Origin of the sequence: Rhodomicrobium udaipurense JA643 (assembly GCF_000636015.1) — a bacterium.
GTDB lineage: Bacteria > Pseudomonadota > Alphaproteobacteria > Rhizobiales > Rhodomicrobiaceae > Rhodomicrobium > Rhodomicrobium udaipurense.
Genome location: NZ_JFZJ01000018.1, coordinates 13928 through 40770 on the forward strand (window position 1 = coordinate 13928; position 26843 = coordinate 40770).

26 protein-coding genes are annotated in these 26843 nt (G+C 62.1%); 17 read left to right on the top strand and 9 right to left on the bottom strand.

Annotated elements, in window-relative coordinates:
* Positions 1-253 precede the first annotated feature (253 nt).
* Positions 254-712: an RrF2 family transcriptional regulator gene (locus tag T281_RS04690; protein ID WP_037235022.1), complete on the top strand. Its 459-nt coding sequence runs from the start codon at positions 254-256 to the stop codon at positions 710-712.
* An 18-nt stretch (positions 713-730) separates the two neighbouring features.
* On the opposite strand, the gene T281_RS04695 is transcribed toward T281_RS04690, so the two are convergent.
* The 8 genes from T281_RS04695 to T281_RS04730 all read right to left on the bottom strand — a co-directional run bounded on the left by T281_RS04695 (position 731) and on the right by T281_RS04730 (position 10305).
* Positions 731-1564 (bottom strand): ATP-binding cassette domain-containing protein, encoded by an 834-nt coding sequence (locus T281_RS04695; RefSeq protein ID WP_037235025.1) that lies wholly within the window; start codon positions 1562-1564, stop codon positions 731-733.
* Entirely contained in the window at positions 1561-2445 is an 885-nt protein-coding gene (gene ssuC / locus T281_RS04700) for an aliphatic sulfonate ABC transporter permease SsuC (RefSeq protein WP_199502303.1), read from the bottom strand. Before ssuC ends, T281_RS04695 begins: the two co-directional genes overlap by 4 nt.
* A gap of 133 nt (positions 2446-2578) precedes the next feature.
* Positions 2579-3529 carry a sulfonate ABC transporter substrate-binding protein gene (locus tag T281_RS04705; RefSeq protein WP_037235027.1) on the bottom strand — a complete coding sequence of 317 codons (951 nt, stop codon included), beginning with the start codon at positions 3527-3529 and terminating at the stop codon, positions 2579-2581.
* Between the two features lie 355 nt (positions 3530-3884).
* On the bottom strand, positions 3885-5888 hold the full coding sequence (locus T281_RS04710) for a family 2A encapsulin nanocompartment cargo protein cysteine desulfurase (protein WP_037235029.1): 2004 nt from the start codon (positions 5886-5888) through the stop codon (positions 3885-3887).
* Positions 5860-6789, bottom strand: a complete 930-nt coding sequence (locus T281_RS04715; RefSeq protein WP_037235030.1) for a family 2A encapsulin nanocompartment shell protein — start codon at positions 6787-6789, stop codon at positions 5860-5862. The genes T281_RS04710 and T281_RS04715 overlap by 29 nt, the downstream gene beginning before the upstream one ends.
* A gap of 313 nt (positions 6790-7102) precedes the next feature.
* The gene (locus T281_RS04720) at positions 7103-8467 is read right to left on the bottom strand and encodes a B12-binding domain-containing radical SAM protein (RefSeq protein ID WP_037235031.1); all 1365 of its coding nucleotides are present in this window, start codon (positions 8465-8467) and stop codon (positions 7103-7105) included.
* A gap of 105 nt (positions 8468-8572) precedes the next feature.
* Entirely contained in the window at positions 8573-9037 is a 465-nt protein-coding gene (locus T281_RS04725; RefSeq protein WP_037235032.1) for a hypothetical protein, read from the bottom strand.
* An 11-nt stretch (positions 9038-9048) separates the two neighbouring features.
* Positions 9049-10305, bottom strand: coding sequence for a radical SAM protein (locus T281_RS04730; RefSeq protein WP_052037050.1), 1257 nt, complete (start codon positions 10303-10305; stop codon positions 9049-9051).
* A gap of 94 nt (positions 10306-10399) precedes the next feature.
* Here T281_RS04730 and T281_RS04735 point away from each other — a divergent pair, with 94 nt between their 5' ends.
* The 10 genes from T281_RS04735 to T281_RS04780 all read left to right on the top strand — a co-directional run bounded on the left by T281_RS04735 (position 10400) and on the right by T281_RS04780 (position 20287).
* Positions 10400-11155 (top strand): Crp/Fnr family transcriptional regulator, encoded by a 756-nt coding sequence (locus tag T281_RS04735; protein ID WP_037235033.1) that lies wholly within the window; start codon positions 10400-10402, stop codon positions 11153-11155.
* A 243-nt stretch (positions 11156-11398) separates the two neighbouring features.
* Positions 11399-11716 (top strand): UxaA family hydrolase, encoded by a 318-nt coding sequence (locus tag T281_RS04740; protein WP_052037044.1) that lies wholly within the window; start codon positions 11399-11401, stop codon positions 11714-11716.
* A gap of 10 nt (positions 11717-11726) precedes the next feature.
* Positions 11727-12992: a UxaA family hydrolase gene (locus tag T281_RS04745; RefSeq protein WP_037235034.1), complete on the top strand. Its 1266-nt coding sequence runs from the start codon at positions 11727-11729 to the stop codon at positions 12990-12992.
* A gap of 69 nt (positions 12993-13061) precedes the next feature.
* The gene (locus tag T281_RS04750) at positions 13062-14003 is read left to right on the top strand and encodes a hydroxyacid dehydrogenase (protein WP_037235035.1); all 942 of its coding nucleotides are present in this window, start codon (positions 13062-13064) and stop codon (positions 14001-14003) included.
* Between the two features lie 300 nt (positions 14004-14303).
* Entirely contained in the window at positions 14304-15140 is an 837-nt protein-coding gene (locus T281_RS04755) for an ABC transporter ATP-binding protein (RefSeq protein ID WP_210336116.1), read from the top strand.
* Positions 15133-16011, top strand: coding sequence for an ABC transporter permease (locus T281_RS04760; protein WP_037235037.1), 879 nt, complete (start codon positions 15133-15135; stop codon positions 16009-16011). Before T281_RS04755 ends, T281_RS04760 begins: the two co-directional genes overlap by 8 nt.
* Positions 16012-16132: 121 nt before the next feature.
* A complete protein-coding gene (locus T281_RS04765) occupies positions 16133-17146 on the top strand; it encodes an ABC transporter substrate-binding protein (RefSeq protein WP_037235054.1) in 1014 nt (337 codons plus the stop codon).
* 195 nt (positions 17147-17341) lie between these two features.
* Positions 17342-18610: an O-acetylhomoserine aminocarboxypropyltransferase/cysteine synthase family protein gene (locus tag T281_RS04770; protein WP_081796599.1), complete on the top strand. Its 1269-nt coding sequence runs from the start codon at positions 17342-17344 to the stop codon at positions 18608-18610.
* Positions 18611-18630: 20 nt separating this feature from the next.
* A complete protein-coding gene (locus tag T281_RS19050; RefSeq protein ID WP_162173113.1) occupies positions 18631-19626 on the top strand; it encodes a hypothetical protein in 996 nt (331 codons plus the stop codon).
* Positions 19627-19630: 4 nt separating this feature from the next.
* Entirely contained in the window at positions 19631-20287 is a 657-nt protein-coding gene (locus tag T281_RS04780; RefSeq protein WP_052037048.1) for a dimethylsulfonioproprionate lyase family protein, read from the top strand.
* Positions 20288-20579: 292 nt separating this feature from the next.
* On the opposite strand, the gene T281_RS04785 is transcribed toward T281_RS04780, so the two are convergent.
* On the bottom strand, positions 20580-21707 hold the full coding sequence (locus T281_RS04785) for an ABC transporter substrate-binding protein (protein ID WP_052037051.1): 1128 nt from the start codon (positions 21705-21707) through the stop codon (positions 20580-20582).
* Between the two features lie 557 nt (positions 21708-22264).
* On the opposite strand from T281_RS04785, the gene T281_RS04790 reads away from it, so the two are divergent.
* From T281_RS04790 to T281_RS04815, 6 genes are all read left to right on the top strand, one after another.
* Positions 22265-23287, top strand: coding sequence for an ABC transporter permease (locus tag T281_RS04790; protein WP_037235039.1), 1023 nt, complete (start codon positions 22265-22267; stop codon positions 23285-23287).
* On the top strand, positions 23281-24078 hold the full coding sequence (locus tag T281_RS04795; protein ID WP_037235041.1) for an ABC transporter ATP-binding protein: 798 nt from the start codon (positions 23281-23283) through the stop codon (positions 24076-24078). The genes T281_RS04790 and T281_RS04795 overlap by 7 nt, the downstream gene beginning before the upstream one ends.
* A 6-nt stretch (positions 24079-24084) precedes the next feature.
* Positions 24085-24786, top strand: a complete 702-nt coding sequence (locus T281_RS04800) for a DUF1847 domain-containing protein (RefSeq protein WP_037235043.1) — start codon at positions 24085-24087, stop codon at positions 24784-24786.
* 429 nt (positions 24787-25215) lie between these two features.
* Positions 25216-25569 (top strand): NifB/NifX family molybdenum-iron cluster-binding protein, encoded by a 354-nt coding sequence (locus T281_RS04805; RefSeq protein ID WP_037235045.1) that lies wholly within the window; start codon positions 25216-25218, stop codon positions 25567-25569.
* A complete protein-coding gene (locus T281_RS04810; protein WP_245269156.1) occupies positions 25566-26501 on the top strand; it encodes a radical SAM protein in 936 nt (311 codons plus the stop codon). The genes T281_RS04805 and T281_RS04810 overlap by 4 nt, the downstream gene beginning before the upstream one ends.
* 29 nt (positions 26502-26530) lie before the next feature.
* Positions 26531-26843: AAA family ATPase (locus tag T281_RS04815; protein ID WP_037235047.1), on the top strand; the 313-nt coding region annotated here is incomplete at its 3' end.

Consider the following 26843-nt stretch of genomic DNA (forward strand, 5'->3'; position numbering starts at 1 on the left):
AAGCGCTTCCCCGCCAGAAAACGAAACGCCGGCGTCATCTTAGCCAGTCGAAGTCCCGGGTTCCGATTCTTAACACCCATTGACATCGTTGCCTTCGAGTCAGGTCGCCGCCGGCGTGGCGGCCGAGCGTCTCCGGCGCAAAACTAATTTCCCATAATTCTATCGACTTTTGAACGTGGAAATGTTTTTTGGTTTATGCGCTTCTCGCGCGAATTTATGATCCTTCTCCGGCAAATGGCAGAAAGGGAATACGTTGCTGACCGCGAAAGGAAAATACGGGCTCAAGGCCATGACGCATCTCGCGCGGCTTGCTCCCGGTGAGATCGCTCAGGTTTCGGAAATCGCCGAAGCGAACTCGATTCCGAAAAAGTTCCTCGACCAGATTTTCAGCGAACTGCGCAAGGCGGGGTTCGTCTTTTCCAAGAAGGGCAAGGCAGGCGGTTATGCCCTGGCGAAAGAGGCGTCGAATATTAACATCGGCGACATCGTGCGCGTGCTGGACGGTCCGCTCGCCCCGATCCCTTGCGCGAGCGTCACCGCTTATCGCGCCTGCGACGATTGTGATTGCGACGAATGCGAAGTCCGCGCCATCATGGTGGAGGTGCGCAACGCGATTTCCGTCGTGCTCGACAATCGCACACTCGCCCAATTCGCGGGGTTGAAATCGCCCAGACGGCGCGTCGGCGCAGCGCACGCATCGGTAGCGGCCTGACAGGCGCGACGCGGCGGCTCACACCTCTCTGAGGATTCTCGCTCCCACAGAAGCGACCGCCGGATCGTAGCTGCGCCTCGGGCGAGGGAGATCGATTTCGAGGTCGAGCGCTATGTGCCCGTCGCGCAGAACCAGCACGCGGTCGGCCAACGTGGCGGCCTCGGCTACGTCGTGCGTGATAAGCAAGGTGGTGAAGCCGTGCTCCTGCCAGATGCGCTCGGTCAGTTGATGCATCTCCGCACGGGTCAGCGCGTCGAGAGCGCCGAACGGCTCGTCCAGCAGCAGGATGCCCGGCCTCGACACGAGCGCGCGGGCGAGCGATACGCGCTGACGCTGCCCGCCTGAAAGCACAGTGGGCCAGTCCTTCTCACGGCCCGAAAGCCCGACATCGGCCAGCGCGTCGGCAGCATCTTCGCGCCAGCCCGTCTCGCGGCTTATGCCGACATTTCCGATCACGGTTTCCCACGGCAGAAGCCGCGCATCCTGAAACAGGAGGCGCACGCTTTTCTGAAGCCCGCTCGTCGGCTTGCCATCAATGACGACCTCGCCCGACGTCGGCGCATCGAGGCCGGTGATGAGGCGCATGAGCGTGGTCTTGCCTCCGCCCGAGCGCCCGACGATGGCGACGAATTGCCCGGCGGGGATTTCGAGATCGATTTCCTTCAGAACCTGCCGGTCGCCGAACGACTTGCCGACCGCGCGGAAGGCGAGCGACAGCCCCTCGACCCCCGGCGTCGCCCGTGACTTCGACGCTGCGGGCGCGCCGCCTTCCTTCTCAGGAGCAGTGCCAGCCCGTTCGGAGACGGACCGGCGGGTTGCGAGACGACCGAACGCGCCTTCGGCAAGGGTCATGCGATCACCTTTTGATAGGATGGATGCCACGCGAGGGCCCGCTGTTCGAGCGCGCGCGTCAGCGAGTCGGCCAGTTTGCCGAGCACCGCGTAGATGATGATGCCGAGGAGCACGACATCGGTCTGAAGAAATTCGCGAGCATTCATGGTCATGTAGCCGATGCCCTCCGATGAGGCGATGGTCTCCGCCACGATGAGCGTCAGCCACATGATGCCGAGCGCATAGCGAAGCCCGACCAGCACCGAGGGAAGCGCGCCCGGCAAAATCACGCGCCGGAACAGCGCGAACTGCGACAGGCCGTAGACGCGCGCCATTTCGATCAGGCCCTTGTCGACGGTGCGGATTCCGTGAAACGTGTTGAGATAGATCGGGAAGAACACGCCGATGGCCACGAGGAAAAGCTTCGCCTCCTCGCCGATGCCGAACCACAGGATTACGAGCGGGATGATCGCGAGATGCGGTACATTGCGGATCATCTGCAGGAGCGAATCGAGCAGAGTCTCGGCGCTTTTCGAAAGGCCGTTCAGCACGCCAAGGAAGAAGCCGATTGAGCCGCCGACGAGAAGGCCCGCTAGCGCGCGCTCCGTGCTGATCGCGGCATGATGGAACAGTGCGCCGGTCTTTGCCGTCGCCCAGAAGGCGATTGCCACGTCGCTCGGCGCGGGCAGAACGCGCGCGGGAATGAACCCTGCGCGACACCCTGCTTCCCAGATCGCCAGAAGGAGGAGGGGCAGCGCCCAGGGCGCCAGCGCCGCACCGAGGCGCCAGCCGAATGTCGGCCCGCGCCTCTTCGCAGTCGAAGACGGCGCGGTTCCGGAAGGGCGCGACACCGTTGCCGTCGCGCCTTTTTCGATGGTTTTCCTGTCCGCGTGAATATTCACTGGCTGGCTCGCTTTCCCGGCTGCGCGGCAACGCCGCTTCCCGCGATCTCCCCGTAGGGACTGGGTTTCACGTTCACCGCACAGTGCTGATGTCGATGTGCGAGGGGAAGCAGCGGACGGAGGCTCCGCTCCCTCACGAGCCAGCCTTCCAGACGGCGTCGGACACGATGATCGGCTTCGGGAGAAGGCCGAGCGCGAGGAAAGTGTCGGCGATATTCTGCTGCGCCTTCACCACATCGTCGCTGATCGGCACGATGCCGTAGCCCTGCCGTTCGAGCGCGAGTTCAAGGATCGGAGCGGGAACGCCCGTCGATGCGCTCAGTTGCGCCGCCGCCGCTTTCGGATCGGCCTTGACCCAGGCGTCGACGCTGCGCAGTTCCTCGATCACGGCCTTGACCGCTTCGGGATGTTCAGCCGCGAGCTTCTTCGACGCGAAATAGAACTGGTAGTTGTCGACAATGCCCTTGCCGTCAGCCAACTGCCGCGCTCCGAGCGTGACTTCGGCGGCCGCCTGGAAGGGGTCCCAAATCACCCACGCGTCGACCGCGCCCTTTTCGAAGGCGGCGCGCGCGTCGGCGGGCGTGAGGAACACGGGCGTGATGTCAGAATAGGCCACACCGGCTTTTTCAAGCGCCTTCACGAGCAGGTAATGCACGTTCGAGCCCTTGTTCAGCGCAACCTTCTTGCCTTTCAGTTCGGCGACAGATTTGAGCGGGCTGTCCTTCGGAACGAGAATGGCCTCGCCGCGCTCGGCTGGCGGTTCATGGGCGATGTAGAGGAGCGGCGCGCCGGCAGCCTGCGCGAAGATCGGCGGGGCTTCGCCCGTGTTGGTGATGTCGATTGCACCGACGTTCAGCGCCTCGAGAAGCTGCGGTCCCGCCGGAAACTCGGTCCAGGTGACCTTGTATCCGAGATCGCCGAGCTTCTTTTCGAGCGTGCCTTTGCTCTTCAGAAGGATGAGCTTGCCGTATTTCTGAAAGCCGACGCGGACGGTCTTGTCCTGCGCGTCAGCTGTGCCAGCCGCGAAAACGGACGTCAGCGCGAAGGCGGAAGCGAGAAACGCCTTGCGGAGCGATAAGCGCATGAAAATCCCCAAGTTGACCCACGGAATGATGAGGGCTGATAATGAGGAAAAACGGACGGGCATGTCAAAAACAATGTCAGTATATTTTACTGAGATACTCATCATTATGACTCGCCGCGTAGGATATTTTTGCCGCGCGCTCTCGCGGGGCGCTACCTGTGTTTTGCGAGCGCATGTGGACACGTCACCGCTCTCTCGCCTCGCGCGATGGGCTGAGAACGTCTTTCTTTTTTGCCGGGGCTTGGCAAACGCCGGGAACGTGGCGTGGGGCGCGGACGCAAAAACCGGAGCTTGAGGGCTCCGGTTTTCATCAGTTTCGTTCTGCCGAGGCAGGTAATTTCCACCGGGATCGGATTTACCCGACGAAAGAATTTTGCCCGGACTGGATGCGCTTCAGCGCTGTGACGAGGGCGTCGATATCGCTGAAGGTATTGTAGAGCGCGAAGGACGGCCGCACCGTCGCTTCGAGGCCAAAGCGGCGAAGGATCGGCTGCGCGCAGTGATGTCCTGAGCGCACCGCGATGCCGTGCTGGTTCAGCGCCGCGCCCACGGCCTCGCTTTTCTGGCCCGCGAGGACGAAGGAAACGACGCCCGCCTTCTCAGGCGCGGTGCCGATGATGCGCAGCCCCGGTACGTCCGGCAGAACCTTCGTAGCGTAGGCGATCAAATTGTGCTCGTGCGCGGCGATGGCGTCCATGCCGATGCCGTTCAGGTAGTCGATGGCAGCGCCCAGCCCCACCGCATCCGCGATGCTGCCCGTGCCCGCCTCGAACCGTGTCGGCGCGGCGTTGTATTCCGTCCGCTCGAAGGTCACGTCCTTGATCATGTTGCCGCCGCCCTGCCAGGGCTGTGTCGCGTCGAGCAGGTCTTTCTTGCCGTAGACGACGCCGATGCCCATCGGTGCGAACACCTTGTGGCCCGAGAGCACGAACCAGTCCGCATCGAGCGCACGCACGTTGACGGGCATATGCGAGACGGACTGCGCGCCGTCGAGCAGCACGCGAGCGCCATAGCGATGGGCCATGTCGATCATCGCCTTGGCAGGCGTAACCGTGCCGAGCGCGTTCGACACCTGCGTGAAGGCGACGAGCTTGGTGCGCGGCCCGAGCAGTTTCTCATAGGCGTCGAGGAGCAACTGCCCGTGATCGTCGACCGGCACGACCTTCAGCTTCGCGCCCGTCTCGGTGCACAGTTGCTGCCATGGCACGATGTTGGCGTGATGCTCAAGCCATGTGACGATGATCTCATCGCCCTCGCCGATATTCTGGCGGCCCCAGCTTTTCGCGACGAGGTTGATGCCTTCGGTCGCGCCGCGCACGAAGATGATTTCCTCGGGCGAGTTTGCGCCGATGAAGCCCGCTACCTTCTGGCGCGCGTGCTCGTAAGCATCGGTCGAGCGCGCGGCGAGTTCATGCGCGCCGCGATGCACGTTCGAGTTTTCCCACGCGTAGTAGTGCACGAGGCGGTCGATGACGGCCTGCGGCTTCTGCGTCGTGGCGGCGTTGTCGAGCCACACGAGCGGGCGTCCGTTCACCTGCTGGTGCAGGATGGGGAAGTCGCGGCGCACGGCCAACACATCGTAACCGGTCTGCGGACCCTGCGAGAGCGGCCCGCCCTTCGCATTGGTCGAGTGCGACAGGTGGCTCTCGTCCAGGAAATAGAACTGCGAGCCGGGCCGCCCGTTGTTCGGCGCATTGGTGGGCGTTGAGCGGGAAGCCGGAGCCTGACCGGCAGGCTTTCCGGGCGCGGTCAGCCCGGTGAGGCCGGGGATGTCGGGAAAACCGCGAGCGATTTCCTCAAGACCGGGATAGGTCGAAGTCGGTTTTGAGGCCGTTTCGGTCTGCCCCGGTCCGCCGGTGATCTGAGCTGGAGCGGAAGGCCCCGACAGCGGAAGACCATGCGCGCCACCGAAATACGACGGTGCGTAGGGCGTCGGCTGTGGAACCGCCGCCTGCGGAACGTGCGGGCTTGCGGCCGCTTTCGCATGGATCTCCCCCGGCAGGGGAACTGCCGATGGCGAGGATGCCGGATTGAGCGGGCCGGACAGTGGCGCGCCGTGCGCCTGCGGGTTGAAGCTGGAGCTGCGCCCCGGAGCACCCGCAAGCGGGATGTCCGCCGAGCGGGTCACTTCGATGGGGGCAGGGCTCGCGCTGGCGAGCGGCGCGGCCGACGGCGGCAGACTCCCGCCGGGCGGTGTCGCGAACATTTCGTTCGCGAGCCGCGTCAGCGTGTCCGCGCTCGGCCAACCCGCCGGAGATGGCAAGCCGCCCAGCGCTTCCGCGATGCCACTTCCGATGTCGGCCAACGGGGCCGCCTCGGAGCCGGGTGCATCAGCCATGGTAGGTGTCAGAATAGGCATGATACTTGTCCACCTCAACGTCATCGAGGACCGCGATTGCATCGTCGGTCAGAACCGAGAGCGAGCAGTAAAGCGAGATGAGATACTGCGCGATGGCTTTCGGATTGATGCCCATGAAGCGGACCGACAGGCCCATGCTCTGCTCGCCGGGAAGGCCCGGCTGATAGAGGCCGACGACGCCCTGGCGCGATTCGCCCGTGCGAAGGAGGATGATCTTCGACTTGTTGCCTTCGATGGGCAGCTTGTCGCTCGGGATGATCGGAATGCCGCGCCACGTGAGGAACGGCGAGCCGAACATGGTAATAGTCGCCGGTGGCACCCCGCGCCGCGTGCATTCGCGGCCGAAAGCAGCGATGGCGAGCGGGTGAGCGAGGAAGAAGCCTGGCTCTTTCCAGACCTTGGTGATGAGTTGGTCGAGATCGTCCGGCGTCGGCGCGCCCGTGCGGGTGCTGAGACGCTGAGACGGGATCGCGTTGGCGAGGAGGCCGTATTCCTGATTATTGATGAGTTCGCTTTCCTGCCGCTCCTTCACGATTTCGATCGTGAGGCGAAGCTGTTCGGCGATCTGATTATGCGGGACGCTGTAGAGATCCGAAACGCGCGTGTGTACTTCAAGCACAGTGTTGACGGCGCTCAGAAAGTATTCGCGCGGATGTTCTTCGTAATCGACGAAGGTCTGCGGCAGAATGCGTTCGTCGCGCTGCGAGCAGTCGACCGCCACATCACGCGATTCCTTCACGCGGTTGCGTCGGTAAATGCCCGCTTCCACCGGGACCCATTGCAAGCAATGGACAAGCCACCGCGGTGTAATGCGGGATAGTTGAGGTGATGTCTTGGTAGCATTGGCAAGTTGCCTTGCGGCAACATCGCTGAGCGCAGTATTGACGGGCGTATCGGCCATGGTGGCGTCTCTTTGGCGTCGAAATTATGAAGAAATGACGTGACTCGTCGTACCCAATTTCTTGGGATATCCGCAATTTTCTCTTGCGACCTCGGGTAGATCGATAGGATTGATTGTGGCGTCAGCTTGACACCAATCGCGCGGCTCTTCAATAACAACCAAAAGAGCGTTTCAGTATTTGCCAATATTTTCCAGGAGGACCGCCCCTGACGGGGTAATCTTCTACTTTCGTCGGGATATGAAAGATCAGCGTATCGCGATTTCCAACTTTTCAGTGCCGCGCAATTAATTGCGCGGCACTGTTGGGCATGCGTTATGCCGCAGCCAGACGGCGCGTCGCGAAATGCTCGTTGATCTCGCCATAAAGCTCCTTGAGGCGCGCAGGCGGGATCGCGCAGATGCCGTCATAAGCTTCGGTGAAATGCACGCGGGTGTGTTCGAGCGCGAACGGCTTGATCCGCCCCTCCGCGATCAGTTCGTCGTAAAGCGGTGAGCCGGGCAGGGGCGAGTAGATGCTCCAGCTCCAGCGGTCCAGTTCGAGCGACTTCGCAAGGTCGAACGTCTGGCGCACGTCGTCCTCGTCTTCGCCCGGAATGCCGATCATGAAGAAGCCGAACACGCGCAGGTGCCGCTTCGCGAGTGCGACCTTCTCCTTGATCTGATCGACGGTGATCTTCTTGTTGAGACGCACGAGGCTCTTCGGCGAGCCGGACTCGATGCCAAGGTCGATCTGCGTGAGTCCGGCCTCCTTCATCATGATGAGTTCGTCCTCGTCGAGCAGGTTGATGCGCGTCAGCGCCTGCCACTCGATGCCCGCCTTCCGCTTGATCATCAGGCGGCAGAATTCCTTCGTCCATGCGGGCTTGAGGTTGAAGATGCTGTCCTTGAACCACACGCCTTCGATGCCGTGCTCGTCGCGGAGCCGGATCACCTCGTCCACCACCTTCGCGGGCGATTTGAAGCGCCATTTGCGGCCCATGGTCTGCTGCACGGCGCAGAAGCTGCAATTATATGGGCAGCCGCGCGAGACGATCATCGAGATGCCGCGCACGGTGCGGAGCAGCGAATTGTGCTCGATGTAGCGCTCGACGGGGAACGCGCCGTAATCCGCGCCGGGAATGCTGTCGAGGTTCTCGCCGAGTTGCGCCTTCTCGGAAATGTGCACGCCGCCCCCCGTGCGAAAGCACAGGCCCTGAACCTGGCCCAGCCCTTCGCCGCCGTTCTGAAGCGCGTGCAGAAGCTGCGAGAACGCCTCCTCGCCCTCGCCGCGAATGACGAAATCGACCGACGGGTGGGCGATGACGGTCTCCGGGTCGAGCGTCGGATGCACGCCGCCGAGCACAATGGTCGAGGCGGGCACCTGCGCGCGGGCAATGTCCGCCGCGCGGAGCGCCGACGGCAGCGTCGGCGTCATTGCGGTGATACCGACGACATCGGGCTTCTCGGCCTTGAGGCGTCGGGCCAGTTCTTCCGAGTCCATCATGAGCGCCTGCATGTCGAGCAGCGTCACGTCATGGCCGAGCCGCTTCACATAGGCCGTGAGGTACGCAAGGCCGAGCGGCGGCTCGAACGGCGCGACGTAGAGATTGCCGCCCCTGATCCAGTTCACATAGTCGGCGTAGCGGTTCTTGAAGGCGTCGCCATCGAAAAAGGTGGGATTGATGAAAAGGATCTTCATGAAAGGCTCCTGAGCCTCGAATGTGAATGGACGGGGCGCGCACGACTGGGCCGCCTCCGCCGGAGCGGAAGCGGTTGTGGCTGCGGCATCGGTTGAGGGCGGCGTCTAAACGGCGATGCGGTCGAGGTGGATGAAATCCGGGTGCGCCGCATCCTCGCGGGCGCGCACCTTCTCGAAGCGCTCGTCAATCACCTCGTCAGGCTCGATGACCCAGACGCCCGCGAGATCGACATCGCCGAGCGTTTCGCGGGCGCGCACATAGTGCTGCTGGAACAGCGGGCCGGTGATATGCAGCTTCACCGGACGCCCCTTGATCTGTACGCGGTGGCCGTCCGCCCCGTGCAGCGCGACGGAAATCGAGCCGCCGTACCAGATGGTATGCGTCAGGTTGCGGTTGGCCGCCGAGGTTTCGAGGAATTCAAGCACGTGGATCGTGCCGTCGCCACCGTGATGCAGCGACGGTTTCTCCACGGCATCGGGCGCGCCGTTCGCATCGACGGTGGCGAGCACCTTGACGGTTTCCGCGCTGTCGAGCAGCGCAATCACGTCGGGCGTAAGGGTTGCGGGCATGGGTGGCGTTCCTACTGAAGGCGTGCGAGGTCGGAATCGGGGTGATTGCCGCAGCGGCGATAGTCGTCGAAATCGACCTTCAGGCCGTGGCTTGCGCGGATGTCCTGAAGCCCTTGTGCGAGGCGGATGAAATAGTCGAGCGAAGGCGCTTTCTGGTCGCGGAAGGCCGAGCCGGGGCGCGGCACCCAGACGATGTACACGGTCGTCACGCCGCGCGCCGCGAGCCAGTCGGCCTCGGACAGCGTCGATTGCAGCGCGTCATGCTCGCTCTTGAAGCCCGAGGGCTGCGCGGTCTCGACGCCGCCGACGATACCGGTGCCGACATTGCCGCGCCCGAAGATATCCACCGCGTTCACGAGCCGCTGCTTCCAGCCCTGATAGCCGACCTGCCGCGCCTTGCCGGGGCAGATCCAGCCGAACAGTTCCTCATTCAGCACTTCGAGGTCGGTCGTGTAGCTCGTCAGGCCCGTCTCATTATAGAGTCGCGCGAGCTGCTTCTCGTTGAAGGCCGACGCGATCAACTGGCTCGGGAATTTCTTCGTGCGGAAGTTCTCGCCGATGGCTTGAAGCAGTTCGATGTAAAACTCGACTTCAAGGTCGAAGATTTCCTTTCCCTTGGTCACCGAACCGGCGGTGAGGCAGAGATTGGTGAAGCGGCCCGGCTCCTTCAGCGCCTCGGCGATGGTCTCCTTGACGTCCTCCGGGCGAAGCCTGTTCGGCACGCCGATTTCCTCGCGCTGCTGCTTCGTGTGCGTGACGATATCGCAGAACTGGCAGCCTTCCTTGTCGGCCCAGAAATAGCAGAAGCTCGACTGGAACACGTTCAGCCGCTGCGGGCGCGCGCTCACGATGTGGCTCATCGGCAGGCCGGATGTGGTGAGCTTGTCGTAATAGACGGGCTTCGGCCACAGATCGACCTCTTCAAGCTGTTCGCCGCCGTCCACCAGCACGAAGCGCCCTTCGCGGTAATCGACGACATACGGGTTCTGGTCCAGCGGGGTCGGATCGACGAGAATGGTCGTGCCGTCGCGCAGAAGCAGCGATTCCGGCAGCGGTTTGATCTCGCCGTCGCGTGAGCCGAAGATGTAGGGGCTGCGCAACTGGTGCACGGCCGGATCGACGGCCTTTTCAGCAGCTTCCGTGTAGTGCACGCCACGGCGTTGCACGTCGATCTTTCGCGCGATCAGGCGCGGGAAGCGGGGATGTTTCGCCAGCACTTCGTCGAAGGACGGCTCGGCGCGATAGATTTCCTTGAGCAGGGCGACCACATCAATCTCCAATTTTTAACGTCTACAAAATTGATGGAAACTGAGCTATAAACCAGCAACTAATTGCCCTTTAGCGCACCGAAGAGCTGCTCATATGGAAAAATATTCTACTTTTGCCGGATTGTTGAGTGCGGGCATACCGCCGGGTGCCGACTTCTCGCTACATCTTCGAGCCTTGGAAGAGGAGGAAGGAGCAAACCCGAACTTTTTTCACGGCCTCGATGAAGATGACATCGCGGCGTTGTTCGCCGTGTCGAGCGTCAAGGCGTTTGCACCGGGTGAGGCGGTCTTCCGGCAGGGTGAAGCGCACGAGGGCATCTTCGTGATCCTGTGCGGGAAAATCCGCGTCTATTATCTCGGACCATCCGGGCGCGAACTGACACTTGCCTACTGGTCGGCGGGAAACTTTGTCGGCGGCCCGCACATTTTCGGCGAATGCCAGCATATGTGGTCGGGGCAGGCGGAAGAAGCCGCAGAGGTTCTGGTTGTTCCAGGCACCGGAATGCGCGCTCTGATTGAGCGGCGGCCGCGCCTCGCCGTGGCGCTCGTCGAGGCGATGGCGCACAAGGGCAAGTGTTTCTCAAGCCTCATTCAAATGCTTGGTACGCGTTCCGCCGCCGAACGTCTCGCGCAATTGCTGCTGCTGATGGCCGAGATGGGCGGCCAGCGCATCGGCGACCGCGTAATCATAAACCGCACTTTGACGCAGGACGAACTCGCCCGACTGGTCGGAGCGACCCGTCAGTGGATTTCCGCGACGCTCGAACGGCTTCGCGAGAAGGGCCTGATCGAGGTTGCCCCGGACCGGATCGTGATCCTCGACGAGGCGCGCTTGCGATGCTCGCGCTGAGTTTGGGGAGATCCTTGTGACAATCGTTGCGCCGGGGTCTCAGAGGCCGAGAGGCGAGCTTCGCTTTGTTCGGTGGCGTCGATCGTGCTCTGAATCTGCCCTGAGCGAGACTGGCACAGGGTAATCAGCCAACGCATGCCAACGATCTCGGGTTTCCCACAAAGGCGAAAACCTCAGGACAGGCGTTGACGCATCCGTTTAATTGGATTTTATCCATTGGTATTGTCAAGTTTGGAGGTGCAAATGACGCAATCCGCAGGCCGGGATAACGAGGAACGCATTCCGCATGTCCTCGCGCATAATTCGGCTGACAATGTGGCCGTTACGGTGATCGAGGGGCTGAGCGCGGGCACGACCGCATTCGGCGTCATCACCGAAACCAACGCGCCGTTTGAGGTCCAGGTGAAAGAGGACATTCCGATCGGCCACAAGGTCGCGCTCAAGGAGCTCAAGGCGGGCGACACGGCGATCAAATATGGCCAGGACGTGGGCCGCATCGTGAAGGACGTGGCCAAAGGCGAGCACGTTCACATTCACAATCTCAAGACCAAGCGCTGGTAAGGACGCTAAAATGAGCATAGTGCAAGGCAAGCAAAGCCCGTTCGTCGGCGGCGCACCGGATCAGTTGTTTACGCCAGCGCTTCCGGCGAAGCGCGCTTCACGGGATTACGCGAAGGCCACCTTCACCGGCTGGCGGCGCGAGAATGGCCGCGTCGGCGTGCGCAATCACGTCGTCATTCTGCCACTCGACGATCTCTCAAACGCCGCATCTGAAGCCGTCGCCGCGCAGGTAAAGGGCACGCTGGCGCTTCCCCACGCCTACGGCCGCCTCCAGTTCGGCGAAGACCTCGAACTCTTCTTCCGCACGCTGATCGGCACCGGCTCGAACCCGAACGTCGCCGCCGTCGTCGTGATCGGCATCGAGGACCAGTGGACGAACCGCGTCGTCGAAGGCATCGCGAAGACGGGCAAGCCAGTCGTCGGCTTCGGCATCGAGGGTCACGGCGACATCGCAACCGTTGCGAAGGCGAGCTACGCGGCGAAGAAGTTCGTTCAATGGGCGACCGAGCTTCCGCGCGAGGAAGCCCCGATCTCAGACCTGTGGGTTTCCACGAAGTGCGGCGAGTCCGACACGACCACTGGCCTCTCCTCCTGCCCCGCCGTCGGCAACATGTATGACAAGCTCATACCGCTTGGCATTTATGGCGTCTTCGGCGAAACCACCGAGATCACCGGCGCAGAGCATCTGGCCCGCGAGCGCGCGGCGACGCCCGAGATTGCCGAAAAGTGGTATGCCATGTGGAAGGCATATCAGGAGGACGTGATCGAAGCGCACAAGACGAACGATCTGTCGGACAGCCAGCCGACCAAGGGCAATATCGCGGGCGGCCTTACGACCATCGAGGAGAAGGCGCTCGGCAACCTCGAAAAAATCGGCCACAACTCGAAGTTCCTGGACGCGCTCCAACCGGCCGAAGCGCCCGCGAAAGGCCCCGGCCTCTACTTCATGGACTCGTCCTCGGCGGCTGCCGAATGCGTGACGCTGATGGCGGCGGCGGGCTACGTGGTTCACACCTTCCCGACCGGTCAGGGCAACGTCATCGGCAACCCGATTTTGCCGGTGATCAAGATTTCCGGCAATCCGCGCACCATCCGCACTATGGGCGAACATATCGACGTTGACGTGTCGGGGGTTCTGCGCCGCGAGATGACCATCAGCCAGGCGGGCGACTCGCTCATAGACATGATCGTGCGAACGGCCAACGGACGGCTGACGGCGGCGGAAGCGCTCGGGCACCGCGAGTTCGTCATCACGAAGCTTTATCGCAGCGCTTGAGGCGGTAATGAACACATCCGCCAAGCGCCCGAAGCGAAAGCGGCGCGCGCCCGCTAATCGGGGGAACCCATGAAAGTTGTGGTGACGGAGTTCATGGACGAGGAAATCCTTCGTACCGGTTTGCCCGGTGTGCGGCTCGTCTACGATCCCGACATGGTTGACAAGCCCGACGCGCTTGTCGCCGAGACCGCCGACGCGGACGCGCTCATCGTACGCAACCGCACGCAGGTGAAGGGGGCGCTGCTCGACGCTGCGGGGGGACTGAGATGCGTCGGCCGCCTTGGGGTTGGCCTCGACAACATCGACATGGCGGCCTGCAAGGCGCGCGAGATCGCCGTTTATCCGGCGACCGGGGCGAATGACATTTCCGTCGCGGAATACGTGATCGCGTCGGCGCTGCTGCTTACGCGCGGTGCGTTCGGCGCAAGCGCGGAGCTGGCGCAGGGCCGCTGGCCCCGTCAGGCGCTGATGAATGGCGGCGAGATTTTCGGCAAGCGCTTCGGCCTTGTGGGCTTCGGCGCCATCGCGCGGCAGGTGGCACGACGGGCGGCGGCCCTCGGCATGACGGTCGCCACACACGATCCTTTCATCGCGAAAGACGATGCGGCCTGGGCGCAGGATTTTGGGCGTGTCGAACCGCTGAGCCTCGATGCGCTGCTAGCATCGTCCGACATCGTGTCGCTGCACGTGCCGCTGACCGACGCCACGCGCGGCCTCATCAATGAGCGCGCCCTCAGCCTCATGAAGCCGTCCGCGATCCTCATCAATACCGCGCGCGGCGGCGTGGCCGACGAGCACGCCCTTTCCCGCGCGCTTGTAGAAGGCCGCATCGGTGGCGCGGCGCTGGATGTGTTCGAGGCGGAACCGTTCCCGCAAGGCTATGCCAGCCGCTTCGTGGGCGTCCCAAATCTTCTTCTCACACCGCATATCGCGGGGCTAACGGCGGAAGCGAACCGCCGTGTGTCGGAAATCACGGTCGAAAATGTGCGCCGCCATCTGCTCAGCGCCTAAATCACCCCCTTCTGACCATCAAGGAACTGGCAGCCTTTGGCGCTGCGGCGCTCAGCCCGCTCCCGCTCGATTACCCACTTCCTTGATAGGCGCACGGAATATTTTCGCAGAGCTTGCTAAAGAAAAGGATCTCGTCTCGCAACTGAGCGCGGAGCAACGCCTCAACTGTCCGAGCTGCGTCAGTAGCACAATGTTTTTCGAGCACGACTGAACGGGGCAAGGTTTGCTGGCCCGCTGGTTTGACACTCGTCGACGCTTAAAAGAATAGTCACGCGACGTTTCAACCGAGCGAACCAAACGATGTTTTTTGCAAGACCAAGCGGACCTGACTCCGTTGGGGACCCGGTGAGCGATGTCCGGCGTCCCACCGAAGGGGCGCCGCTCCTTTCTCTCAAAGCGGTCACTCTTCAGTATAAAACGCGCGATAGCCTCGTCACGGCAACTTACCGCGTCGATTTTCAGGTCTTCAAGTCTGATCGTTATATCCTCCTCGGGCCATCGGGCTGCGGGAAATCAACTATATTGAAGGCGGTCGGCGGCTTTATCCGCCCTACCGAAGGGCAAATCTTGCTCAACGGCAAGAGGATCACAAGGCCTGGCCCCGACCGGATGATGGTTTTCCAAGAGTTCGATCAATTGGCGCCCTGGAAAACGGTTCGCGAAAACATTCTCTTTCCAATGCGTGCGACCGGGAAGTTTTCGCGCGCGGAAGCACAGGAACGCACCGATCATTACATAGAAAAGATCCAACTTGAGAAATTCGCGGATGCCTATCCGCATACGCTTTCGGGTGGCATGAAGCAGCGCGTTGCCATCGCGCGCGGCATGGCGATGGAGCCGGATATACTCCTCATGGACGAGCCGTTCGCGGCTCTCGATGCGCTGACGCGCGACCGGATGCAAGATGAACTCCTGCGGCTCTGGGAGGATACGCGCGTCACGCTTTTGTTCGTGACCCATTCCATTAGCGAAGCCATCAAGATCGGTAATCGCATTCTTCTCCTTTCGGCGCTGCCGGGCCAGGTCAAGGCGGAGATCGGCACACGTGACAACAGCTTCCTGGATGCGGGGCTCCAGGCCATGATTCACGATATCCTGTTCTCTGACACCGCTACCGCCGCTGCCGCTCATGCCTGAAACTTTGGCTGACGCCGCGCGACGGCAGGACGTCTTTTTCGAAACACAATCGGCCGAAGCGATCGGTCCGATCGAGAAGCGGGTTTCCTTCGCCTCGCGGGCTTGGGGGAACGGCGCGTTTCGCAAAACGCTCATTCTGATAGCGCTCGCGGTCGTTTGGGAGCTTTATGCTCGCCATCTCAATAACGACCTCCTTTTCCCGACGTTCATCCAGACACTTACAGCCTTCTTCAACGAGATGGCTGATGGGACACTGCCGCGACGCGTGTGGGTCTCGCTGAAGGTGCTGCTCACTGGATATGGCATTGGCATTCTGATCGCGGCTTTCATTACCGTGCTCGCGCTCGTCACGCGCATCGGCGAGGATCTTCTCGAAACCCTCACCGCCATGTTCAACCCGCTGCCTGCAATTGCGCTTCTGCCGCTGGCGCTGATCTGGTTCGGATTGGGCGCGCAAAGCATCGTCTTCGTGCTCGTCCATTCTGTGCTCTGGCCGGTCGCGCTGAATGCAAATTCGGGCTTCAAGTCCGTATCGCCGACGCTGCGGATGGTGGGCCGGAATTACGGTCTGGGCTTGCTGGCCACGGTGCGCCAAATTCTCATTCCCGCCGCACTGCCGAGCCTCATCACCGGCCTCAAGGTGGGCTGGGCCTTCGCCTGGCGCACGCTGATCGCAGCGGAACTGGTGTTCGGCGTCAGTTCGGGAAGCGGCGGCCTCGGCTGGTTCATCTTCGAAAACAAGAACCAGCTTGAGATAGCCAACGTGTTCGCCGGGCTGTTCACAGTGATCCTTATCGGGCTCGCGGTCGAAGGGCTGATCTTCCGCACGCTGGAGGAAAGAACCGTGCGGCGCTGGGGCATGCAGTCTTGAAAACGGGTTCGTCGCGGGGAGTGTAAGCCCCGCGCCTTTTGGCAGCTCCTTCGCTCGGCTGAGCGTAGGTACATGGGCACATAGCGTGAGCCGTCCGCTCACGATTGAGGGAAAAGAGATCATGAACGGCTTGTTTCGAAATTTGGCGGCTGTGGCTGGCGCGTTTCTGCTTTTCGCCACGGCGACGCCACAAGCGAGCGCCGAAACGAACACCCTGCGCATCGCGAAGCAGTTCGGCATTTCCTATCTGCCGCTGGTCCTGCTCGAAGAGCAGAAGCTCATTGAAAAACACGCGAAGGAACTCGGCCTCGATGTGTCGGTCGAATGGCTGCGCTTTACAGGCGGCTCGGGGATGAACGAGGCGATACTGTCCGGTAATCTCGATTTCGCGTCCGGCGGCGTAGGGCCCCTCCTGACGATCTGGGGCAAGACGCAGAGCAATTTCAAGGTGAAGGGGGTCACCTCCTTCAATGCCATGCCGCTGTTCCTCAACACGACGAACCCGAACGTGAAGACGATCAAGGACTTCACCGAAAAGGACAAGATCGCGCTGCCTGCGGTGAAATCCTCGATTCAGGCGGTGACTTTGCAGATCGCGGCCGAGAAGGCGTTCGGCAAGGGACAGGCGAACAAGCTCGATTCGATCACGATCTCACTCGGCCACCCCGATGGGCAGGCGGCCCTTCTAAGCGGCAGGTCCGAGGTCACCGCGCACTTCACCGCCGCCCCCTTCGCCTATGACGAACTTGCCGATCCGCGCGTCCACAAGGTGCTCGACAGCTATGAAGTCCTTGGCGGCCCGCACACATTCAACTCGCTCTGGGCGACGACAAAATTCCACGACGAAAATCCGAAAGTCATCAAGGCGTTCCTCGCCGCGCTTGAGGAAGCAATCGCATTCATCAAGGCCGATCCAGCAAAGGCCGCGGAAATATGGGTGAAGGCCGAGAAATCGAAGCTCACGCCGGAGCAGGCTGCCGCGCTCATCACGAAGCCAGAAAACGAGTGGACGCTCACGCCCAAGAAGATCGTCGACTATGCGGACTTCATGTACTCGACGGGCGCTATATCGGCGAAGCCGACGAGTTGGAAGGACGTCTTCTTCGAAGACATCCACCACTTGCCGGGGAGTTGATCTATTTTGGCTCACGGGTTTGAGATGCTTCAGTTTCTCGGTGATGTTCGATGCCGTTTTCGTGGCAGCTTATGTGCACGGCATGACGCCATGTAAACAGCGTCAGGATGAACTCAAGCGAGGCGTTGATCGCGCGCTATGCCGTATGTTAACGGCGAGAGTAGTTATTCAATAATCTCCAGTAAACGGCACATCATGAGCAATTACGGCAAGGGTACACTCTGTATTCAAGCGGGGTATACACCGAAGGTGGGCGAGCCTCGCATCGCACCCATTGTGCAGAGCACGACCTACAAATACGACGACATCGCGCATGTGAACCGCGTGATGACGCTTCAGGAATTCGGCTACAAATACAGCCGCACCGGGAATCCGACCGTGACCGCCTTCGAGGAGAAGGTGCGCATTCTTGAAGGCGGAGCCGCCGCCGTCGCCACGGCCTCGGGACAGGCCGCGAATGTGCTCGCGCTGACAAATATCCTGAAGGAAGGCGATCACGCGGTCTCCGCCACGACGCTCTACGGCGGCTCGTTCTCGCTCTTCAACAACACGCTGAAAAAATACGGCATCGACACTTCGTTCTTCGAGCCTGAGCAGCCCGAGGAAGAAATCGCGGCGCTTTTCCGCCCGAACACGAAGGTGCTATTCGGCGAGACCATCGGCAATCCCGGTCTCAACATCCTCGATTTCGACAAACTCTCCCGCCTCGCGCGCCGCTTCGACGTGCCCTTCATCGTCGACAACACGCTCGCCACGCCCGTGCTCTGCAACCCGTTCCTTCACGGCGCGAACATCGTCACGCACTCCGCGAGCAAATATATCGACGGGCACGCGACGAGCATCGGCGGCATCGTCATCGACGGCGGCAATTACGACTGGAACAACGGCAAGTTCCCCGACATCACCGAACCGGACCCGACCTATTACGGCGCGCGGTATACAGAAAAGTTCCCGAAAGCGCCGTATCTCGCCAAGGCGCGCGCGCAATTCCTGCGAGACTTCGGCGCTTGCCTCAGCCCGCAGAACGCATTCCTGTTCACGCTCGGGCTTGAGACGCTGCACCTTCGGATGCGCGCGCACAGCGAGAACGCGCTGGCCCTCGCGACATTCCTCACCGATCATCCGCGGGTGACGTTCGTCGGCTATCCGGGCCTCGACGCGCTCGGCCGCGAACGCATTGCGAAATACTTCCTGAAGGACGCGGGCAGCGGCGTGCTGACCTTCGGCCTATCCGGCGGCATCGAAGCTATCGACCGTTTCGTCAAGAAGCTGAAGGTCGCGGCGCTCGTCGTGCATGTCGGCGATGCGCGCACCTCCGTGCTGCATCCGGCGTCGAGCACGCATGCGCAACTCACTGAGGAGCAGCAACGCGCGTCCGGCATCACGCCCGACATGATCCGCGTGTCCGTCGGCATCGAGGACACGAAAGATATCGTCGAGGATTTTGAACAGGCGCTCCAGTAGCGGCCGCAGTGGAGACATCCATGCCCCTGACATCCGCGACCGACGCGCGCGCCGGTCATCCGACTATCGAGGTCGACGCCGCGCGCTATCTCGGCCTAGCGGGCAAGCCCGAACATGTGGCCAGCCGGCTTGCTATCACCTACACCGACCGCAGCTTCGTGCCACTGCCCGACGAACTTGCCGCCGACTGGGTTGCAACCGTTGCGGTGCCTGCGTTCAAACTGATCCGTCAGCGCCAGGGCGTGCAGCAGGCGTTCGCGTCCATCGGCACGGGCGTGGGCCTCGACGCGCTCGCCGCAATCGAAACGCTGGGGGCGACGCGGATCGGCATCACCGATGTGCATGAGGAAGTGGTATCGACGGCCGTGACCAACATCACCCGCAACCTGCGCGATCCGTTCGGCATCGCGCTCGATGCGAGTGCGGGCGACCTGCTGTCACCGCTCCGCCCCGTCGCGCTGCGCTACGATCTCATCTACGAGAACCTGCCGAACATCCAGATCGACGACGCAGAGCGCATCGCTGCCGAGCGTACGAGTTCCGGCCATTTCTCTCCGCGCACGGAACCGGTGCCGGACATTCTGCAAAAGAACTTTCTCGCGCTGCACTATCTGGCCTTGCAGCAAGCACCTGACTTTTTGAAGCCAGGCGGCGCGGTGCTATCGATGCTCGGCGGGCGCGTGCCGTTGTCGCTGTTTCAGGAGATGGCGACGCTCGCGGGACTGAAGTCCGAAATCTACACCTATGGCTGGAAAATTCAGGCGATGCCTGAAGAAATCATTCGAGGCCATGCGGAGCGGCAGCGCGACGGCTATGGGCCGTTCCATTTTTATCTTGCTGCGCGGCTCGCGGATGCGTTCGACGGCGTCGATCTGGAAAGTTCTGGCGCGCGAGCGCTGGAGATCGAAGACAGCATCGCGTCCGATCGGCTCGCCCCGTCAGAAGCTTACGAGGCATGGAAACGCGGCGAGGTTATCGGCCACACCTTCGCGGCGCTGCGCTCGTGGGTCGGCTGACGCGATGACCGACGCAACTGTCACACCCGAAACGCTGAACCGCGTCCTCGCCGCCATCGAGCTGTTGCGCTCTCATTACGCGCGGCTCCGCGAGACCCACGCGGGCGAGGTTGAGCGCGAACTTTCGGCCGTTCTCGCGCTTCTCGACGAGGTCGATTTTGCCAAGTCCGATCCCACCCATCTCGCGCCCAGCGGCCACGGCGTGACGCGCCATCTGTCCGGCGACCTTCCCTCGCGGAACGGGACGGTGGCGGACCTTCTGGCCGCGTTCCGACCGCTGTTCCCAGCCCTTCCGTGGCGCTACAGCTACGAGCCGCGCCCCGACGCTCCCGGCCTCGAAAACAGCATGGCGTGGGCGGAACTCATCGGCCCCATCGCGCCGTTCCGAAGCGAAAAGGTGTGCCTGGGCATCACCGCTATCGGCCCGCGCGTCCGCTATCCGGAGCATCGCCACCCGGCCATCGAAACCTATTATGTGCTGAGCGGTACGGCGCGCTGGACGGCGGAGGGCGTTACACACGAGCGCGCGCCGGGCTCGTTCATTCTTCATCCGTCGAACATCGTTCATGTGATGGAAACGGGCGACGAGCCGCTCATTGCCGCCTACACTTGGACGGGCGACGTAGAGACGCTTTCGAGCTTTACCAGTTCGGCAGCCTGACCGTTGCCGTGTTGGCTACGACAACATTAAACAACAAAGCTTGGGCGCTTCGAGCGCTCAGGCGCGCTGCGCCTCATATCACGGTGCGGTCGCGGCATCTGTGGAGCGTTTCGCAACATGGAGCGGCAACGAACCGCGCGCGTCGACCCTTACGAGAAGATGCCGAGCGTGCGCCACTCACCGCCAGAAACCTATTCGGCAACGACCCGATGGGCGGCGCTTCGCTCTTGTTATTAGATCAGCCTGCGTCGAATCGAGCGCGATTTGACGCAGACAGATGCTGTATGCGCGCTCAGCTCAGCACGTCAGCATAGATGCGCTCGACATATTTGCCGATGTCGGTTGAAGGCTTCAGTACGTTGACGAGCCTCAGTTCCTCAGCGTAAAGCGTAAGCTCCTTCTTGAGGTCGGCACCGTTCGGGTGATGGCCGTGGGTGTGATATTTCGCCAGCGTCGTCACGTCTTCGACCGTGACCTTGCCAGCCGTGTACGGCACATAGGTCGCGGCGGCTTCTTCCGGATTATGGTGCGCATAGGTCGCGCCTTCCACGAGCGCACGCACTATCGCGGAAGCTGTGGATTTGTCCTCGCGCAACGTGGTGCCCCGCACGCCGATGAGGCAGCACACGCGGTTCGCATATTCGTCGGTGAGGTTCGACGAGATTTCAACGAACTGACCGTCCTTCAGCCAGAGATATGGCATCGGGTCGTTTTCGGCCAGGGCGTGCGCCTCGCCTTTCTCGACGGCAGTGCGTAGGAGCGGCAGCGGGAACGGCCGGAAATCGACATCCCTCTCTGGATCGAGCCCGGCTTTCTTGAGCCGCACCGAGAAGAAGTTTTTCGACGGCGAGTTCATGTCGCTCACCGCAACCGTCTTGCCCTTCAGGTCTTCGAGCTTCTTGATGTCGCTCGTCGCGGGCACGAGGAGCCGCAGGCATCCGCCATGGGTGCTACCCACGATCTTCACGTCAAAACCGCCTTCGAGCGGCTTCAGCCAGCGAAGCGCCATGCCAACGGCGGCATCGGCCTTGCCGGTGGCGATGGTTTCCAGAAGCTGATCGGTCGAGCCTGAAAAGTTGACGAGTTCCACGTCGAGCCCGTGCTTCGCGAAGATGCCCTTCTCTTTCGTGGTCGTGATGCCGACGAGGCAGGCGGCCCCTGCGTTCCAGGCGAGGCTCACCTTCTTCAGCGGCCCCGTGGCGGCTACGCTGTCCGCAACACGGCACACGGCCGAGTCTGGCAGGCCGGTTGGAAATGCCGAAATGGGACCGGCAACGCTGCCTCGTGCCGAGAGCACAAACGGCGCGGCGAGGGCGACAGCGCCCGCGCCTGTCAGGATCGCGCGGCGACTGATGGCGGGCTGCTTGTCCGCCGGCACTTCCTTAACCGCGTCTTCCGCATCTGATGTGTCATGCGTCATGATGATGTCCCCTGCAATTCGGCGCGCCCAGAACGCGCCCGGTAGGTGGTCGAATTCGGTCGCCATCCTGACGATGCCTATCGTTTTGGTCAATTTGAAACGAAAAGGGTGCCTCTCAAACCAAGACATCGGGGGCATAATTAAAAGCAAATCATCGCCAATTCCAGCCGGAGCAGCGACTTCTCTTACTAACGCATGAAGCTGCGGCGCAATGCGATCCCATCCCATTTGCGAGTTCGACAGGTTTTTGGCTATTTCGCTGACGCGATGGCGGCACAGCCCGATGGGGCATGAACATCACTCGAGCTGAGTCCATATTTCCTGACAGGACAGCGCAAAACTCATCGCGCGCGGCTCTCGCGTAGAAAACTATTCTATCCTGCTTTCACGGGAGAACAATCATCCTCGTTATGCTCACTGTATGCGCCGGAAACGAAAAATATCAGTTGATGATCAGGTCGCGCCACCTTTAAAATTGCCTCGTTCGCGCGGCCCGCCGCTGCGAACCGCGATGTGTTTGCGGCGCGTTGTTGCGCCTGCCGCTTCTCGGGAGTTCCATGACCCTAATCACGACAATACTGGATGGCCAGGAAAGCGAAGCCTCAAGCCTTTCCCGGTCGAATCCGGCGATCAAGATACCCGCGGTGCTTCTTGCGTTAGCGGCGAGCGCCTCGTGGCTCGCGACGGCGGCTGTCACATATTACATGCCTGACGTGATCGATTTCGGCCGCGTGCCCGAATTCGCGGCGCTCAGCATTCTCATTGCCGCCGCGCTGATTGCAGGCGTTATCGCGGGCATCCGGCAGCCCGCGCTTGGCGCGAAGGTGCGCCGCCTGCTGCCTTGGTCGCTGGCGCTCGGCATTTTCACGCTGATCTGGCAGTTGCTCGCTGGCAAGCTCGGCGTGCTGCCCCAACCTTTCTTTCCGCCGCCGCACGGCCTTCTGGAAGTCTTCACCGACGATTACCCGAAACTCATCGAAGGCGTGCTCGCCTCTCTCAGGCTTGAATTCCTGGGCTTCGCCTTTGGCGCGATCATCGGCTTCTGGGTGGGCGTCGCGCTCGGCTGGTCGAGAACCTTCGGCTACTGGGTGCATCCGATCATGCGGTTCATAGGCCCTGTGCCGTCCATCGCATGGCTTCCCATCGCCTTTTTCGCCTTCCCGTCGAGCTTCAGCGCCAGCATTTTCCTCATAGCGCTGACGACCGGGTTTCCGGTGGCGGTGCTGACATGGTCCGGCGTGGCGAGCGTGAACCCCGCCTATTATGATGTGGCGCGCACGCTCGGCGCGAACGAACGCTTCCTCATCTTCAAGGTGGCGATCCCGGCCGCGCTGCCGCATGTGTTCGTCGGGTTGTTCATGGGGCTTGGCGCGTCCTTCGCCGTGCTCGTCACCGCCGAAATGATGGGCGTCAAGGCGGGCCTTGGCTTCTATCTTCAATGGGCGCAGGGCTGGGCGGCCTACGCGAACATGTATGCAGCGCTGATCGTGATGGCGGTGATGTGCACGGGCCTTGTTTCCTTGCTGTTCAAGATCCGCGACCGGGTGCTCTCCTATCAGAAAGGCGATGTGAAATGGTAGGCGCAACAGCCTATGCGCACGAGCCGGTCGCCGCTGCCACGCGGGCGCTCGACGTCCACAGCGTCAGCCATGCCTATACGCTCGAAGGCAATCCGCTGCCCGTGCTGGACAATGTCGGCTTCCGTGTCGAGCCGGGTGGGTTCGTGGCTCTGCTCGGGCCGTCCGGCTGCGGAAAATCCACGTTGCTGCGGCTCGTCGCGGGCCTCGAACAGCCGGTGCGCGGCGAAATCCGCGTGGATGACAAGGCGATTGCCGGGCCAGACCCCTCACGCGTCGTGGTCTTTCAGGATCCAACGCTCTACCCGTGGCGCAGCGTGTACGACAACGTGGCGCTCGGCCTCGAAGCGCAGGGCCTCCTGAAGACGCGCCGCCACCGCGTGGATGAAGCGCTGGCGCTCGTGGGCCTGACGCCGTTCAAGAAGGCCTATCCGCATCAGCTTTCGGGCGGCATGGCGCAGCGCGTGGCGTTGGCTCGCGCGCTCGTCAACGACCCGGAGTTCCTCATCCTCGACGAGCCGCTGGGCAAGCTCGACTCGCTCACTCGGATCTCGATGCAGGGCGAAATCGTGCGGCTCTGGCAGCAGAAGGGTTTCACGGCGCTCCTTGTCACGCACGACGTGGAGGAGGCGCTTGTGATGGCGACGCGCATCATCGTATTCAGCGACCGCCCCGCCACCATCAAGGCGGACATCCCTGTAGATCGCGATTATCCGCGCCACCGCGACGATCCCGGTCTTGTCGAGCTTCGCCGCAAAATCCTCGGCCTTCTCGGCCTCGAAGCGACGTGGTAAGCGGCGATGACATACAAAGATCCAACCTGCGCGCTGTGCCCATCCACGGTGCAGGCTTGCAAACACGGTGAAGCAGAGGCGCGCGGGCCGGGCTTCTGCCCGAGCAAGGTCGATCCCGCGACCATCGCCGACGGCTGGTCCTTCTATGACGATGCGGAGACGCTGAAGATCGCGCAAGTTTCGGCGCGCGTCGAGGCGGAGGGCTACTGCAAGTGGACGCGCGTCGAGGAAATCGTCGAGTTCTCGAAGCGCATGGGTTTCAAGAAGCTCGGCATCGCGAATTGCATCGGACTGATTGAACAGGCGAATGTGCTTTCGCGCATCCTCGAAAGCCACGGCTTCGAGGTGGTTTCGGTTTCGTGCAAGGCCGGGAACATTCCGAAGGAAGACATTGGCCTGAAGGACGGCGAGAAAATCAAGCCCGGCGCCTTCGAGCCGATGTGCAATCCCGTCACGCAGGCCGAGATGCTGAACCGGCACGGCAGCGAGTTCAATATCGTGCTCGGGCTATGCCTCGGCCACGACAGCCTGTTCTTCAAATATGCGAACGGGCTTTCGACTGTGCTCGTCGCGAAGGACCGCGTGCTCGGCCATAACCCGATCGCCGCGCTTCAACTGGTCGATACGTACTACAGCCGCGTCTGGGGACCGCTGAAACCTGAGACCAAGGCGAAGAAGAAGCCGGCCAAAACTCGCGAGCGCGCCTGACGCGCCTGAGCCAAGCGTCCTCCTCGCACCATGATGGCGACGCGTTCGCGAAATCGGAGCTGCCCGCCTGCTGCACACGTGCGTGATCTGATGGCGATACGCTCGATTGCGGATCACGTTTGACGCTCTTCCAAATATGCACATCCAACCGGCAAAAACGTACGTCGACCACCCGCTTCGAAAAACGTCGTAACGGCAAAGTCCTCGAACGGAGAAATTACTTCCCCATATCATGCCGCTTTCGCCTTTTTCGCAAAAATTATTCTTGATAAAATCGAGGGAAAAAGTCAGCATACCACGAGGTTGTCGCCCGTCGCGGGTGCTCTCTGGGGCCGCTGAAGCTGGTTCGGAAACGCTCGCCGTTCGGCAAGGGAAGCGCAGGGGCGGCGCCGCCAACACACCATGGGCATCAGATATCCGGGAAAGCGTATGAAAGTCGCAATCGGAACGAGCGACGGCATAGCCGTTACCGAGCATTTCGGGTACGCGCTGCAATTCCAGATTTGGGATTTCGCGGATGGACGGTTCCGGCTTCTGGAAACGCGGCGCAACCTTCCTGCCTGCGGTGCAGCGCGCGACGAGCGGACCGTCCGCGATCCGATGGACGTATCCGTTGACCTCGTCAGCGATTGCCGCGCGGTCCTCGTGACCCGCATTGGCGAATGCGCCGTGAACAAGTTCGACGCGCTCGGCATCCTCGCCTTCGAAACCGAAGACGCGATCGGGCAGGCGCTCGGCGAACTCGCCGAAAGCGGCCTTCTGACGGAGAGGGAAGCGGCGTGAACGAGCAGTTCAGTACGCCCGCGCTTTCCTGTGCGATCCGGGAAGAGACAGGCGCGCCCGCCTTTCCTGCACTCGAAGGCCGTCATCCCTGCTTCAGCACCACGGCCGAGGGCCACAACGCAGCCGCGCGTCTGCATCTGCCGGTCGCGCCCACCTGCAATATCGCATGCGCCTTCTGCCGCCGCGACTTCAACCGCAGCGAAAAGCGCCCCGGCGTCGCCGCGCGGCTCCTTTCGCCCGACGAAGCCGTCAACATCGTGGAGCGCGCGCTTGCGTTATTGCCGAATCTCGCCGTCGTCGGCATCGCCGGGCCGGGCGATCCGCTGGCCACGCCGCACGCGCTCGAAACCTTCGCCCGCGTGCATGAGCGCTGGCCGCATCTCGTGCTGTGCCTGTCGACCAACGGTCTCGCGCTGCCGCAGCATGTCGATGCGCTCGCGGCGGCGGGCGTCGAAACCATGACGGTGACAGTCAACGCCGTCGATCCGGAACTTCAGGCACAGATCACGCCGAAGATCGCGTGGCAGCGAAAGCGCGTGGACGGGATCGCCGCCGCCGAACGGCTCATCGCGCAACAGTTGGAAGGCATCGAGAAGGCGGCGAAGCTCGGTCTCACGATCAAGATCAACACGGTGCTGATCCCCGGCGTAAACAACCACCACATCGGCGAGGTCGCGGCCCGCGTTGCCGCGCTCGGCGCGCATCTCATCAACATCATCCCGCTGATCCCGCAGCACAATCTCGCGCATCTCAAGGAGCCGGGAATGATCGAGCGCCAGCGCGCCCGTGCCGAGGCTGCGAAACACATGCGCGTCTTCACGCACTGCCAGCGCTGCCGCGCCGACGCTTGTGGCATCCCCGGCGTCAGCGACTACACGAACGAGCTTTACGGCGACGGCCTTAAGGTCGAGCCCACCTTTTCGCACGGCTGAGCAAGCCCTCAACCTGGTCAGGAGAGAAAATGTCGAAGAAACTCAAGCAGATCGCCATCTACGGCAAGGGCGGTATCGGCAAGTCGACGACCACATCGAACATCAGCGCGGCGCTCGTCGAAGCGGGCTACAAGGTGATGCAGTTCGGCGCGGACCCGAAGGCTGACTCGACCAACACGCTGCGCGGCGGCGAATACATTCCCTCCGTGCTCGACCTTCTGGCGGAGCGCCGCCGCGTCGACGCCTATGAGGCGATCTTTCAGGGCTTCGGCGGCATCTACTGTGTGGAAGCGGGCGGCCCCCAGCCGGGCGTCGGCTGCGCGGGGCGCGGCATCATCACCG

Excerpts from the sequence above, each read along its gene's own strand:
- T281_RS04695 (WP_037235025.1), bottom strand. The coding sequence starts at position 1,564 with ATGACCCTTGCCGAAGGCGCGTTCGGTCGTCTCGCAACCCGCCGGTCC.
- T281_RS04705 (WP_037235027.1), bottom strand. The coding sequence starts at position 3,529 with ATGCGCTTATCGCTCCGCAAGGCGTTTCTCGCTTCCGCCTTCGCGCTG.
- T281_RS04710 (WP_037235029.1), bottom strand. The coding sequence starts at position 5,888 with ATGCCTATTCTGACACCTACCATGGCTGATGCACCCGGCTCCGAGGCG.
- T281_RS04715 (WP_037235030.1), bottom strand. The coding sequence starts at position 6,789 with ATGGCCGATACGCCCGTCAATACTGCGCTCAGCGATGTTGCCGCAAGG.
- T281_RS04720 (WP_037235031.1), bottom strand. The coding sequence starts at position 8,467 with ATGAAGATCCTTTTCATCAATCCCACCTTTTTCGATGGCGACGCCTTC.
- T281_RS04725 (WP_037235032.1), bottom strand. The coding sequence starts at position 9,037 with ATGCCCGCAACCCTTACGCCCGACGTGATTGCGCTGCTCGACAGCGCG.
- T281_RS04735 (WP_037235033.1), top strand. The coding sequence starts at position 10,400 with ATGGAAAAATATTCTACTTTTGCCGGATTGTTGAGTGCGGGCATACCG.
- T281_RS04740 (WP_052037044.1), top strand. The coding sequence starts at position 11,399 with ATGACGCAATCCGCAGGCCGGGATAACGAGGAACGCATTCCGCATGTC.
- T281_RS04745 (WP_037235034.1), top strand. The coding sequence starts at position 11,727 with ATGAGCATAGTGCAAGGCAAGCAAAGCCCGTTCGTCGGCGGCGCACCG.
- T281_RS04750 (WP_037235035.1), top strand. The coding sequence starts at position 13,062 with ATGAAAGTTGTGGTGACGGAGTTCATGGACGAGGAAATCCTTCGTACC.
- T281_RS04755 (WP_210336116.1), top strand. The coding sequence starts at position 14,304 with ATGTTTTTTGCAAGACCAAGCGGACCTGACTCCGTTGGGGACCCGGTG.
- T281_RS04760 (WP_037235037.1), top strand. The coding sequence starts at position 15,133 with ATGCCTGAAACTTTGGCTGACGCCGCGCGACGGCAGGACGTCTTTTTC.
- T281_RS04765 (WP_037235054.1), top strand. The coding sequence starts at position 16,133 with ATGAACGGCTTGTTTCGAAATTTGGCGGCTGTGGCTGGCGCGTTTCTG.
- T281_RS04770 (WP_081796599.1), top strand. The coding sequence starts at position 17,342 with ATGAGCAATTACGGCAAGGGTACACTCTGTATTCAAGCGGGGTATACA.
- T281_RS19050 (WP_162173113.1), top strand. The coding sequence starts at position 18,631 with ATGCCCCTGACATCCGCGACCGACGCGCGCGCCGGTCATCCGACTATC.
- T281_RS04780 (WP_052037048.1), top strand. The coding sequence starts at position 19,631 with ATGACCGACGCAACTGTCACACCCGAAACGCTGAACCGCGTCCTCGCC.
- T281_RS04785 (WP_052037051.1), bottom strand. The coding sequence starts at position 21,707 with ATGACGCATGACACATCAGATGCGGAAGACGCGGTTAAGGAAGTGCCG.
- T281_RS04790 (WP_037235039.1), top strand. The coding sequence starts at position 22,265 with ATGACCCTAATCACGACAATACTGGATGGCCAGGAAAGCGAAGCCTCA.
- T281_RS04795 (WP_037235041.1), top strand. The coding sequence starts at position 23,281 with ATGGTAGGCGCAACAGCCTATGCGCACGAGCCGGTCGCCGCTGCCACG.
- T281_RS04800 (WP_037235043.1), top strand. The coding sequence starts at position 24,085 with ATGACATACAAAGATCCAACCTGCGCGCTGTGCCCATCCACGGTGCAG.
- T281_RS04805 (WP_037235045.1), top strand. The coding sequence starts at position 25,216 with ATGAAAGTCGCAATCGGAACGAGCGACGGCATAGCCGTTACCGAGCAT.